Annotated in this window: 11 protein-coding genes; 5 read left to right on the top strand and 6 right to left on the bottom strand. The window is 62.2% G+C overall.

The genetic code is table 11. The features are described from left to right. Positions 1-300: 300 nt before the first annotated feature. On the bottom strand, positions 301-1,173 hold the full coding sequence (locus QMX88_RS26465) for a helix-turn-helix domain-containing protein (RefSeq protein ID WP_282373226.1): 873 nt from the start codon (positions 1,171-1,173) through the stop codon (positions 301-303). Positions 1,174-1,307: 134 nt separating this feature from the next. Between QMX88_RS26465 and QMX88_RS26460 the strand changes: the two genes are divergently transcribed. Then, positions 1,308-2,207 (top strand): DMT family transporter, encoded by a 900-nt coding sequence (locus QMX88_RS26460; RefSeq protein WP_192171847.1) that lies wholly within the window; start codon positions 1,308-1,310, stop codon positions 2,205-2,207. Between the two features lie 205 nt (positions 2,208-2,412). Here the strand turns inward: QMX88_RS26460 and QMX88_RS26455 are convergent, their stop codons facing one another. After that, positions 2,413-3,387, bottom strand: coding sequence for a 2-hydroxyacid dehydrogenase (locus QMX88_RS26455; protein WP_282373225.1), 975 nt, complete (start codon positions 3,385-3,387; stop codon positions 2,413-2,415). Positions 3,388-3,485: 98 nt separating this feature from the next. Further along, positions 3,486-4,433, bottom strand: a complete 948-nt coding sequence (locus QMX88_RS26450) for a LysR family transcriptional regulator (RefSeq protein WP_133772022.1) — start codon at positions 4,431-4,433, stop codon at positions 3,486-3,488. A 181-nt stretch (positions 4,434-4,614) separates the two neighbouring features. On the opposite strand from QMX88_RS26450, the gene QMX88_RS26445 reads away from it, so the two are divergent. From QMX88_RS26445 to QMX88_RS26430, 4 genes are read left to right on the top strand one after another with little or no spacing between them, the layout of a single operon-like run. After that, positions 4,615-6,126 (top strand): efflux transporter outer membrane subunit, encoded by a 1,512-nt coding sequence (locus QMX88_RS26445; protein ID WP_282373223.1) that lies wholly within the window; start codon positions 4,615-4,617, stop codon positions 6,124-6,126. Positions 6,127-6,148: 22 nt separating this feature from the next. After that, the gene (locus QMX88_RS26440; RefSeq protein ID WP_282373222.1) at positions 6,149-8,347 is read left to right on the top strand and encodes an FUSC family protein; all 2,199 of its coding nucleotides are present in this window, start codon (positions 6,149-6,151) and stop codon (positions 8,345-8,347) included. Next, on the top strand, positions 8,337-8,537 hold the full coding sequence (locus QMX88_RS26435) for a DUF1656 domain-containing protein (RefSeq protein ID WP_065991906.1): 201 nt from the start codon (positions 8,337-8,339) through the stop codon (positions 8,535-8,537). Before QMX88_RS26440 ends, QMX88_RS26435 begins: the two co-directional genes overlap by 11 nt. 15 nt (positions 8,538-8,552) lie before the next feature. Beyond that, complete coding sequence (locus QMX88_RS26430; protein WP_282373220.1) at positions 8,553-9,425, top strand: efflux RND transporter periplasmic adaptor subunit; 873 nt, start codon at positions 8,553-8,555, stop codon at positions 9,423-9,425. A 278-nt stretch (positions 9,426-9,703) separates the two neighbouring features. On the opposite strand, the gene QMX88_RS26425 is transcribed toward QMX88_RS26430, so the two are convergent. The 3 genes from QMX88_RS26425 to QMX88_RS26415 all read right to left on the bottom strand — a co-directional run bounded on the left by QMX88_RS26425 (position 9,704) and on the right by QMX88_RS26415 (position 12,666). Further along, on the bottom strand, positions 9,704-10,528 hold the full coding sequence (locus QMX88_RS26425; RefSeq protein ID WP_282373219.1) for an SDR family oxidoreductase: 825 nt from the start codon (positions 10,526-10,528) through the stop codon (positions 9,704-9,706). A 33-nt stretch (positions 10,529-10,561) separates the two neighbouring features. Next, positions 10,562-11,026, bottom strand: coding sequence for a multidrug transporter (locus QMX88_RS26420; RefSeq protein WP_282373218.1), 465 nt, complete (start codon positions 11,024-11,026; stop codon positions 10,562-10,564). A 185-nt stretch (positions 11,027-11,211) separates the two neighbouring features. Then, positions 11,212-12,666 (bottom strand): mannose-1-phosphate guanylyltransferase/mannose-6-phosphate isomerase, encoded by a 1,455-nt coding sequence (locus tag QMX88_RS26415; RefSeq protein WP_192171841.1) that lies wholly within the window; start codon positions 12,664-12,666, stop codon positions 11,212-11,214. Positions 12,667-12,925: the final 259 nt, after the last annotated feature.

Below are 12,925 nucleotides of genomic sequence, written 5' to 3'. Positions count from 1 at the left end.
CGCGAAGGCTGTGGTCCGGCCGGTAAGCGGTCGGCGGATGTACCGGCCTCTTCGCGAGCAAGCTCACTCCTACAGTTTGATGGGGATTGATCCGTTAGATATTAGTGGCGCACCCAGAGCATTTACTGTGCCGATCCGGTTCTGCGGGTAGACGCTTGATCCCTGTAGGAGTGAGCTTGCTCGCGAAGGCTGTGGTCCGGCCAGTAAGCGGTTGGCGGATGTACTGGCCCCATCGCGAGCTAGCTCACTCCTACAGTTGATATAGGTCGGGTCAGTTGGAGTGGGTGACTTGAGGAGCATTTACTGAAACGCAGCCCGGTACTCACTCGCCGTTGAGCCGACTGACTGTTTGAACCGGTTGCTGAAGTGGCTGGCGCTGGCGAAGCCGCATTCCAGGGCGATCTCGCCAAATGGCTTGCGCGTCGAGCGCAGCAGCTCCCGGGCGCGGTTGAGGCGTCGGGCGAGCAGATATTGATGGGGCGGCAGGCCGAAGCTTTCGCGGAACATCCGCGCGAAGTGGTATTCCGACAACGCGCACATGCCCGCCAACTGTCCAAGGCTTAACGGCTCGGCCAGATTCAGCTCGATGAACTCCACCAACTGACGGCGCAGGTGCGGCGCCAATCCGCCCTTCAAGCGTAACCCTTCGCGCAGTCCCACCTGGCGCAGGACCATGTGATCGAGCAGCTCGTGGGCGAGACTGCTGGTGAGCATGCGTTCGCCGGGCTCGCTCCAGTCCATGCGGATCAGGCGATGAAAGCGCTCGGCCTGCAACGGATCATCCAGAAACGTGTGCTCCTGCAACGCCAGCTGGCGTGGCTCGCGATCCAGCAGCGTGACGCAATTGAGGGCGAACTGTTCGGGGCTGATGTACAGATGCGCCAGGCGGATTTCCCCGTTCACCACCCAGGAAGACTGATGGCCGGCTGGCAATGTGCAGATCTTGTCCGGGGCGCCTTTCTTGTCTGGCTGATCGCGGCGGAACGTCCCGGTGCCGCCGTCGATGTAGCACGACAGGGTGTGGTGCGTCGGCGCGTGGTAGTTCTGCGCGTCGTGGCGGTTGTTCCACAGCGCCGCCATCACCCCGTCGCCCAGGGGCGCGCATTTCTCCAGTTGCGCGTGGGGCGAGCTGTTCAGGGATTGAAAAACCTGGATGGTTTCGAGTGACGACATGGGGGACTCCTCTACGCCTCGCATCCTACTCCGCCCCAAGCCGCCTGCCAGCGGGGTGACGATCAAATGCGCAAGTTTCTGCAAGTGAGTGCAGACCCGCGCCGCCAGACTGAGGCTCCACTGGAGAGCCTGACATGAACATCACGTTGTATCTGCTGACCGTTTTGATCTGGGGCACGACCTGGATCGCCTTGAAACTGCAACTGGGCGAAGTCGCCATTCCGGTGTCGATCGTCTACCGCTTCGGCCTCGCGGCGCTGATCATCTTCGCCCTGTTGTTGGCGACCGGGAAACTGCAGAAGGTCAATCGGCGCGGGCAGCTCATTTGTCTGGCGCAAGGGCTGTGCCTGTTCTGCGTCAACTTCATGTGCTTCTACACCGCCAGCCAGTGGATCCCGACCGGTCTGGTGGCGGTGGTGTTTTCCACTGCGACACTGTGGAACGCGCTCAATGCGCGGATCTTCTTCAAGCAGAAAATCGCGCGCAACGTGGCGGTGGGCGGCACGTTGGGCCTGATCGGTCTGGCGTGCCTGTTCTGGCCGGAGCTGGCCGGGCACAGCGCCAGTCGCGAGACCTTGATCGGCCTGGCGCTGACCCTGCTCGGCACGCTGTGTTTCTCGGCGGGGAACATGCTTTCCAGCCTGCAACAGAAGGCCGGACTCCGCCCGCTGACCACCAATGCCTACGGCATGCTGTATGGCGCGACGATGCTGGGCGTGTATTGCGTGCTGAGCGGCACGCCGTTCGCGTTTGAGTGGAACGCGCGGTACATCGGCTCGTTGCTGTATCTGGTAATCCCGGGTTCGGTGATTGGCTTTACGGCTTACCTCACTCTGGTCGGCCGCATGGGCCCGGAGCGCGCGGCGTATTGCACGGTGCTGTTCCCGGTGGTGGCGTTGAATGTGTCGGCGTTTGCCGAAGGCTACCAATGGACCGCCCCCGCGCTGATGGGGCTGGTGCTGGTGATGGCCGGCAACGTGCTGGTGTTCAGGAAGCCGAGGGTGGTTGTGCCGGTGGGCGCGAAGCTCGCGTGAGGGCTAGCGGGCGCAGAGCGCCGGGAGCGGCATTCCCACGGGGACCGTGGGAACAATCATATCTCGAGTGAGCCCACCCTCACGTGGGAGCGAGCTTGCTCGCGAAGGCTTTCTCGGAGCCACCAGAGAACGAGGCTGACTGCCCCGGCCCCTTCGTGACCAAGCTCACTCCTACAAGGGCTCACTCCCACTAGAACTGTGACGCTCAGCCCTTCCACACCTGCCCATTCACCAGATCCTGCGGCTTCTCGCCCAGCAGCGCGGCGCGCAGGTTGGCGTAGGCGCGGTCGGCCATGGCCTGGCGGGTTTCGTCCGTCGCCGAACCGATGTGGGGCAGCGTCACCGCGTTGCTCAGCGCAAACAGCGGCGATTCAGACAGCGGCTCTTTTTCGTACACGTCCAGACCGGCGCCGCGAATGGTGCCGTCCTGCAGCGCCTTGATCAGCGCCGGTTCGTCGACGATCGGACCGCGGGCGATGTTCACCAGAATCGCGCTCTTCTTCATCAGCGATAGCTCACGGGTGCTGATCAGGTGCGTGGTCTTTTCGCTGAGTGGCACCACCAGACAGACGAAATCCGACTCAGCCAGCAACTGATCCAGCGTACGGAATTGCGCGCCCAGTTCCTGCTCGAGGGCGGTCTTGCGGCTGTTGCCGCTGTAGAGGACGGGCATGTTGAAGCCCAGACGACCGCGTCGTGCGACCGCTGCGCCGATGTTGCCCATGCCCACGATGCCCAGCGTCTTGCCGTACACATCAGTGCCAAAGTGCGGTGCTTCGATGCTGCGCTTCCAGTTGCCGGCCTTGGTGTAAGCGTCCAGTTCGGCGACGCGGCGGGCGCTGCTCATGATTAACGAGAAGCCCAGATCGGCCGTGCTTTCCGTCAGCACGTCGGGGGTATTGGTCAGCATGATCCCGCGTTCAGTGAGGTAGCCGACGTCGTAGTTGTCGTAGCCGACCGAAATGCTCGACACCACTTCCAGCTGCTTCGCATTCTCCAGTTGCTCACGGCCCAGCTTGCGACCGGCGCCAATCATGCCGTGGCTGTGGGGCAGGGCTTCGTTGAACTGCGCGTTCAGATCACCCTTTTTCGGGTCGGGGATGATCACGTTGAAATCTTGCTGCAGGCGCTCGGCCATTTCCGGGGACACGCGGCTGAAGGCAAGGACGGTCTTTTTCATCGGATAGCTTCTCTCGGCAGGTCAGAAGGGCAATGCGTAGCACGCTAACATTCTTGCCGAGGGATTGGCAGGGTTCCGCCGTAACGCTCACGTGATGACTAAACCGTCTCCGGCAACACATGGGTCTGCAGGTCCGCTTCATGGGCGGCCATGATTTCCGGCAGGGACCCGCGCAGGTACTCGACCCAGGTTTTGATCTTCGCATCCAGGTACTGCCGCGACGGGTAGATCGCGTACAGGTTCAGCTCGTGGGAGCGGTACTGGGGCAGTACTCGCACCAGCGAGCCATTACGCAAACCCTCGATCGCCGAGTAGATCGGCAGAATCCCGATGCCCATGCCGCTGCTGATCGCTGCCTGCATGGCGTCGGCCGAATTCACCAGAAACGGCGAGTTGCCGATGGTCACGGTTTCCTGACCTTCCGGGCCGTCGAACGCCCACTTTTCCAGCGGGAACACCGGGCTGACCAGACGCAGGCAGGCGTGATTGAGCAAGTCGGCCGGTCGATGCGCCATGCCGAACGCCTTGATGTAGGCGGGCGAGGCGCAAACGATGCTGTAGGTGATGCCCAGTCGCTGGGACACAAAGCCCGAATCCGGCAGCTCGCTGGCGAGCACGATGGACACGTCGTACCCCTCTTCGAGCAGGTCCGGGACGCGGTTGGTCATGGTCAGGTCGAACGACACGTCCGGGTGATTGCGCCGGTAGCGGGCAATCGCGTCGATGACGTAGTGCTGGCCTACGCCGGTCATTGAGTGGACTTTCAGCTGCCCGGCCGGGCGCGCATGGGCGTCGCTGGCTTCGGCTTCCGCTTCTTCCACGTAACCGAGGATCTGCTCGCAACGCAGCAGGTAACGCTTGCCCGCTTCAGTCAGGGCGATGCGTCGCGTGGTGCGGTTGAGGAGTCGGGTTTGCAGGTGGGCTTCGAGGTTGGAGACAGCGCGCGAAACGTTTGCGGTGGTGGTGTCCAATTGAGCGGCAGCAGCGGTGAAGCTGCCCGCCTGCGCCACGCAAGTGAAGGCGCGCATGTTTTGCAGAGTGTCCATTGGCCGTTCTCAGGTGAGATAGCAAATTGTGACATGAAGTAACTGATCCATGTCAGCCATACCAAAGGATTATCTCCTGTTCGGTAACAAAGATTCGCAGAAGTCCCGGCTTATCGCCGGACTGGACGCCCCCTAGAATCGCCGCATCACCGATTCCCCCTCCATTCAGGTAATTGCAGCAGTGCCGCGTCGTCTCGTCAGAGGGCTCAAGCCCCTCAGTGTGTGGGCTTTAACGTTACTCATCAGCGGCTGCATCGGAACTGGCGGAATCGCCCCACAAGGCACAGCGTTGTCCCCCGACGCGCTGGCCACCGACGACGCCATCAAGGCGGCCGACACAGACGCCCACTGGCCGGCCGGTCAGTGGTGGCGCGCCTATGGCGACGAACAACTCAATCGCTGGATCGAACTGGCCGCGCTCGGCAGCCCCAGCCTGGCGATTGCTGCCGCGCGGGTGCGTCAGGCCAAGGCCATGGCGGGCATCGCGGAATCGGCGGAATCCGTGCACATCTCCGGCGACAGCACGCTGAAACGCCACAACTGGCCGACGGATCAGTTCTACGGTCCGGGTGAGCTGTCGAACACCAGCACGTGGGACAACAACGCGTCGCTGGGCCTGAGTTATTCCCTTGATCTGTGGGGCCAGGAGAGCAACCACTCCGAACAGGCGCTGGACATGGCGCACATGAGCGCGGCCCAGGAGCGTCAGGCGCAGCTGGAATTGCAGGACAATATCGTCCGCGCGTATATCCAGTTGTCCCTCAACTACGCCCAGCGCGATATCGCCGAAGCGACCCTCGCGCAACAGCAGCAGATCGTTGATCTGGCCCAGCGCCGTCTGAAAGGCGGCATCGGCACCCATTTTGAAGTCAGCCAGGCCGAAGCCCCGTTGCCCGAAACCCATCGTCAGATTGACGCGCTGGACGAGGCAATTGCCCTGAGCCGCAATCAGATCGCCGCGCTGGCGGGCAAAGGCCCGGGCGAGGGCGCACGTCTTCAGCGCCCGACGCTGTCGCTGAATGCCGCGTTGAAACTGCCGTCGGCGTTGCCGGCCGAATTGCTCGGGCAGCGTCCGGATGTGGTGGCCAGTCGCTGGCGGGTGGCGGCGCAGGCGCGGGGCATTGATGTGGCCCATGCCGGGTTTTATCCGAACGTCGATCTGATGGGCAGCCTCGGTTACATGGCCACCGGCGGCGGCATGCTGGAATTCCTCGCCGGCAAGAAATTCAATTACAGCGTGGGCCCGGCGATCACGTTGCCGATCTTCGACGGCGGGCGTTTGCGTTCGGAGCTGGGCGTAGCCTCCGCGGGCTATGACGAAGCCGTTGCGCAGTACAACCAGACCCTGGTGATGGCGCTGAAGAGCATTTCCGATCAATTGATTCGCCGCGAGTCGATGGAAAAGCAGCAACAGTTCGCCGATCAATCGGTAGCCGCCGCGCAGAAAACCTACGACATCGCGATGGTCGCCTATAAACGCGGCCTGACCGATTACCTCAATGTGCTCAACGCGCAGACGCTGTTGTTTCATCAGCAGCAGGTGCAGCAACACGTCCAGGCCGAACGCCTGACGGTGCACGCGGAGTTGGTGGTGGCGCTGGGGGGAGGGTTGATGGCGGGCAATGATTCGCCTGCGCCGGAAAGGACCGCTGCGCCGAAAATGCCGGTGTCGCTGGCGGTGTTCGATAAATGAAACGCTCTGGCAGGGCCCGGCGATGAACGCGGCTCTCGACTGGCTCAAATCCCTCGAATGGCGTCGCGGCCTTAATGACTGGGCGCGCAGCGATGGCGTGACGTGGATCTACATCGGCAAGGTGCTGACCGCGGCGTTCCTCACGTACTGGATCGCCATGCGCCTGGAACTGCCGCAGCCGCGCACGGCCATGATCACCGTGTTCATCGTCATGCAGCCCCAGAGCGGTCAGGTGTTTGCCAAGAGTTTCTACCGCTTGCTCGGCACGCTCGCCGGGTCAGTAGTGATGGTCACGTTGATGGCGCTGTTCGCGCAAAACAGCGAGCTGTTCCTCGGCAGTCTGGCGATCTGGGTCGGCTTCTGCTGCGCCGGGGCCGCGCGCTATCGCAACTTCCGCGCCTATGGTTTTGTGCTGGCCGGCTACACCGCCGCAATGACCGGGCTGCCCGCGCTCGCTCACCCCGATACCTCATTTATGGCGGCCATGTGGCGGGTGCTGGAAATCTCGCTCGGCATCGTTTGTTCGACGCTGGTCAGCGCGGCGATCCTGCCGCAAAGCGCCGGCGCGGCGATGCGCAACACCTTGTATCAGCGCTTTGGCACCTTCGCCCAGTTCGTCATCACCGGCCTGCGCGGCGAGAGCGATCCGGCGTCGTTCGAGGCCAGCAACGTGCGCTTCATCGCCGATGCCGTGGGACTCGAAGGCCTGCGCGCGGTCACGGTGTTCGAAGACCCGCACATGCGCCGTCGCAACGGCCGATTGAATCGCCTGAACAGCGAATTCATGACCATCACCACGCGCTTCAACGCCCTGCATCAATTGCTGGAACGCTTGCGTCGACGCGGTGTGACACCGGCCGTTCAGGCCATCGAGCCCGGCCTGACTGCGCTGACTGGATTGCTGGAGCCTTTCGCCGGTCGCGCGCTGACCAACGCCGACGCCGCGCTGCTCGCCAATCGGTTGAGCGTGTACAAGGCCGACTTGCCCGAGCACGTGCGCAGCCTGCGCGCCGAGTTCGTCAAGACCGAGCCTGGCGACGATGACCTGCTGGATTTCCATACCGCTTACGAATTGCTGTATCGCTTCGTCGACGACATGCACGACTACGCCCAGACCCATGCGTCTCTGGCCGATCACAACCATGCGCGGGAGAAGTGGGTCGAGCCGTTCGTCTCCACCACCAGTTGGCTGTCTTCGCTGGCCTCCGGCGTGCGCGCGACCTTTATTCTCGCGGTCATGTCGGTGTATTGGGTGGCGACGGCATGGCCGAGCGGCGCGTCGATGACCCTGGTGTCCGCCGCCACGGTGGCGCTTTCCGCGACGACGCCGAACCCGAGGCGCATGTCGTTTCAGATGGCGTGCGGGACCTTTCTGGGGGCGGTGCTGGGTTTTTTCATCACCTTTTTCGTGCTGCCGCGCATCGACGGTTTCCCCCTGTTGTGCATGGTGCTGGCGCCGGTGTTCGTGCTCGGCACCTTCCTGACCACGCGGCCGCAATGGGTGGGATACGGACTGGGGCTGCTGATTTTCTTCAGCATCGGTTCGGCGCCGGACAACCTCACGGTCTACAACCCGTATGCGTTCATCAACGACTACATCGCCATGGTCCTCGGCATGCTGCTGTGCGCGGCGGCGGGGGCGATCATTCTGCCGCCGAACAGTCGCTGGCTGTGGCAGCGGCTGGAAGGCAATCTGCGTCAGCAAGTCAGTTTCGCCATCAGCGCGCCGCTGCGCGGAATCCGCTCCAGCTTCGAAAGCCGCACCCGTGACCTGATGCATCAGGCGTATGGCCTAGCCGCTGGCAAACCCGAGGTGCAACGCAACCTGCTGCGCTGGATGTTCGTGGTGCTGGAGATTGGCCACGCGATCATCGAGTTGCGCCGCGAGCAGGACATCCTGCCGGTGCACCCGAGCTATGCCGAATCGCAACCCTGGCGGCAGGCGATTCGCGCCATGGGCCGCTCGCTGATTCGCCTGTTCATCCAGCCTGATCGCCACAACCTGGCGCGCAGCCTGTCGGCCGTCGATCACGCCATCGTCTGCGTGCAGAACACCGACGAGCCCTTCGCACCGCACTTCGACACCTCGGCGTTGCGCCGGGTGAAAAGCTACCTGCACTTCATCCGCACCTGCCTGCTGGACCCGCAATCGCCGCTGGCAGGCGCTGCGTCAGAGCCGGCGTCTGTGGCCTCGCCCCAAGGACAACTCAATGCCTCGTGAACTCGCCTTCCACGGCGTGTACATGCCGACCGTGACCGTCATGTTTCTGGTCGCGATGGTGCTTTCCTGGGCGCTGGACCGCTTTATGTCCGGCCTCGACCTGTACCGTTTTTTCTGGCATCCGGCGCTGCTGCGTCTGAGCCTGTTCAGCTGCATTTTCGGCGCCATGGCGCTCACTGTTTACCGTTGAGGCACGTTGGTTGAGATGAAAAAGCTCTTCAGTCTGATCGCGACTTTGTTGATTCTGGCGCTGGCCATCTGGATCGGCCGGCTGCTGTGGATTCATTACATGGACACGCCATGGACCCGCGACGGCCGGGTGCGCGCCGACGTGATCAACGTCGCTGCCGATGTCAGCGGCGTGGTGATCGATGTGCCGGTGAAGGACAACCAGCCGGTCAAAAAAGGCGACCTGCTGATGCAGATCGACCCTGAGCACTATCAGCTGGCGGTGAAGCAGGCCGAGGCCATGGTGGCGTCACGCAAGGCGACGTGGGAGATGCGCAAGGTCAACGCCAATCGGCGCAAGGACATGGACGCCCTGGTGATCTCCGCCGAGAGCCGCGAAGACGCCAGCAACGTCGCCACCTCCGCCCAGGCGGATTATCAGTTGGCGGTCGCCCAGCTCGAAGCCGCGCAGTTGAACCTGCAACGCACCAAAGTGCTGGCGGCGGTGGACGGCTACGTCACCAACCTCAACGTGCATCGCGGCGACTACGCGCGCATCGGCGAAGCGAAGATGGCCGTGGTCGACAGGAATTCGTTCTGGGTCTACGGCTTCTTCGAAGAAACCAAACTGCCCCACGTCAGGGTCGGCGATCCGGCGGACATGCAGTTGATGAGCGGTGAAGTCATGAAGGGCCACGTCGAGAGCATCGCCCGCGCCATCTACGACCGCGACAATCCGGAGAGCCGCGAGCTGATCGCCGACGTCAACCCGACGTTCAACTGGGTACGACTGGCCCAGCGCGTGCCCGTGCGCATTCACCTGGATCACGTGCCGGAAGGGGTTGTGCTGGCGGCGGGGATCACCTGCACGGTGATTGTGAATCCTGAGCAGGAAGGATTGGTGCAGTAACGCCTGCGATCCATGGATACTGGAAGTAAGCCTTCGCGAGCAAGGTGGAGCGCCACCCCGGTTGCACACAAAGGATCGGAGTGGACTCGGCATCTCTTACTCGCTCACAGCTTCGAGTGGACGCAGGACTTGTGGGAGCGAGCTTGCTCGCGAAGACTTCAGCCCGGCAGCTAAAAATGCTGCGGATGTACTGGCCCTTTAGCGAGCAAGCTCGCTCCCACAAGTTTTGCATCAACCACTACTGGTCAGTGCGTATCTGCAAGGGCCGACGCTGGAGGTCAGCCCTGTTTATCCAGCTTGAAGCGCTTGCTTAGAATCCATTCGAGCAGTGCCTTGGGCAGCAGCCGTTCCATAAGTGGTAGCGCGCGGCTACCGTTGCCGGATCGCAGCAAACGCGGTGGATGGCTGCGTTGCACGGCGTTGAGCACGTCGCGGGCGAAGTCTGTGGCGGGTGTCGGATTGCCCTGGGACGCGTTGGCCCTCGCGCGGATGCCTTCACGCCACGGCCACCACGACGAATCCTGGTGAATCACTTGCTCGGCCTCATGGCTGGCGTTTTGCGCGAAATGAGTGTCGATGGCGCCCGGCTGGACTTCCATCACCCGGATGCCGAAAGGCGCCAGCTCCATGCGTAAAGCGTCGGTCATGGCATGGACAGCGGCCTTTGAAGCGCAATATGCCCCCGCGAAAGGCGTCACCAGCACGCCCGAAACGCTGCCGATGTTCACCACCAACCCCTTGTTGCGACGCAGCATTGGAAACAGCGCGCGCGTCACACCGACCACGGAAAACACATTGGTTTCGAACTGCCTGCGCATGGCCTCGACACCGCCATCCAGCAGCGGGCCAATGCCACCGTAGCCTGCGTTGTTGACCAGCACGTCGAGCCCTTTGCCGTGTTGATCAAGCTCGCAGACCAGCAGATCAATCGCTGCGCTGTCATTGACGTCCAAGGCCACGGCACGAAAACCTGCAGCGGTCAGTGCTTCCACATCGGCCGGCTTGCGTGCCGTCGTCCAGACCTCATGGCCTGCCGCTTTGAAGGCATCCGCCATGGCGCGGCCGATGCCGCTGGAACAACCGGTGATCAACACCACAGACATGGTTCAATCCTTGAAAAAAGAGAAGGGCGGCGCTCAGCCGGAGAACGTGCCTTGCAGGCGTTCGGCACGAAACTCCAGGGTCTGCGGCCGATAACCCGGACGCAGCGGCGGCATCGGCAAGCAATCTTGCCACTGACTGCCGGGCAACAAATCGCCCGGCCCGCGATAACGCGGTGCGGTGTAGGTGTCTTCGGCCAGATTCACGGTATCGCCCGGCGCGTAGGCCGCGATCTTCCAGCGCAGTTCGGTAAGCGAGACCTTATTACCGTTATCGATCAGCACCAGCAACGGGCGGCCCGTCGGGCATTGCTGCGGCGCATAGTTAACGCGCATCTGCAGGCGCTCAAGGCGCTGCTCATCGCGGCTGTCCTCCCAGACCACAAACGCCGCCACGACACCCAGCCCGACTGCCGCCGCCAGAGAAACGGGCAGCGCTTTGGAGGGATAGCGCAGGAGCAGGACCAGCCAGGTGAACAGGAGTACGGCGCCGAAAATCATCGTGTCGATCTCGCGATTGCAGATGCGGGCATCGTACCGAAAGGGGAGGGGATTGGGCTAATGGTGGTTCGTCTGATTCATGGTCGCACAGGTATGAAAGCCCACAAAAAAGCCCCCGAAAACCCTCTGCGGATGGGGAATACGCAGAGGATTGACGGGGGCTAGTACTACTCGGTGAAGCGGTATTAACGCGCGATGGTCTGGGTCTTCACGCCGGCTTCGATGCCCGGGGTGGAGCGGCCGTAGACGTCTTCGAAACGCTCGATGTCGTCTTCGCCCAGGTAGCTGCCCGATTGGACTTCGATGATTTCCAACGGGATTTTGCCCGGGTTGCGCAGGCGGTGAACCGAGGCGATCGGGATGTAGGTCGACTGGTTCTCGGTCAGCAGGAACACGTTGTCGTCGCAGGTGACCTGAGCGGTACCCGATACAACGATCCAGTGTTCAGCGCGGTGGTGATGCATCTGCAGCGACAGGCTGGCGCCCGGCTTGACGGAAATGCGCTTGACCTGGAAACGGCCGCCCATGTCCACGGAGTCGTACGAGCCCCATGGGCGATAGACTTCGAGATGGTTCTGGGTTTCGCTGCGGCCTTGCTCATTGAGCGTGTTGACCAGTTGCTTGACGCCCTGAACCTTGTCTTTGTGGACGATCATCATGGCGTCTTTGGTTTCGACGACAACGACGTTGTCCAGGCCGATCACGGTCACCAGTTTGCCGTTGCCCTGAATCATGCAGTTGCGGCTGTCCTGAATAACGACATCGCCTTTGGCAACGTTGCCGTTCTCATCTTTGGCGCTCACGTCCCACAGGGACGACCAGCAGCCGACATCGCTCCAGCCCGCATCCAGTGGAACCACGCAGGCGCGCTGGGTTTTTTCCATGACGGCGTAGTCGATGGAGTTGTCCGGGCAGCAGGCGAAGCTCGCCTCGTCCAGGGAGATGCTGTCGCCGTCCTGCTTGCTGCGCTCGAGGGTCAGCAGGCAGTTGTCGTAGATATCCGGATCGTGCTTTTTCAGCTCTTCCAGGTAACGGCTGGCGCGGAACAGGAACATGCCGCTGTTCCAGTAGTAACCGCCGGCCTGGACGAATTCCTGGGCGCGTTGTTCATCAGGCTTCTCAACGAAGTGCTGCACGCGGCTAACGCCTTCCGGCAGCAGGGCGTCGGCGGTGGACTTGATGTAGCCGTAGCCGGTTTCAGGCTTGGTCGCCGGGATACCGAACAGCACCATTTCGCCACGCTCTGCAGCAACGGTGGCCAGGGCCAGCGCACGTTGCAGGGCTTTCTGATCGTCGATCACGTGGTCGGCTGGCAGCACCAGCATCAACTCGTCACGACCTTCGTTGGCCAGCATCATCGCGGTGATGGCAACGGCAGGCGCAGTGTTGCGACCAAACGGTTCCATGATCACGGCCTGAGTTTCCAGACCCAGTGCATTGAGCTGCTCGGTGACGATGAAGCGGTGATCCTTGTTGCACACCACGACAGGGTGCTGCATGCCGTCGAATTGCAGGCGCTCGACGGTCTGTTGGAACAGAGTGTGTTCGCCGGTCAGCGCCAGGAACTGTTTAGGAAACTGTTTACGCGAAAGAGGCCAGAGTCGGGAACCGCTACCACCTGACAAGATCACTGGAATCATTTTGTTTCTCCGTTAAGCAAAAATCGTTCGAATGGGCTGTAGGTCTTTTCGGTCTTTCTGGTTTTTGTCTTGCATCGCCCGGCGTCCTCTTGGCTGTCTGCTTGCTCCGCAGTGCCTGACGCCGAACGCTTAATCCCGTAAATCCGTGGCAGCGCGCGGTTGATCACGCGCGCTGCCGGCGGCCTCTCGGCCAGATTCAACGCTTACTGAGTGCCCGTCGGGCGCTTGACCCAGACTGGCGCCAGGCTGCTGCCGCTGC

The organism is Pseudomonas sp. PS02290, assembly GCF_029960075.1.
Taxonomy (GTDB): Bacteria; Pseudomonadota; Gammaproteobacteria; order Pseudomonadales; family Pseudomonadaceae; genus Aquipseudomonas.
This window is presented reverse-complemented; position numbering and strand designations above follow the sequence as displayed.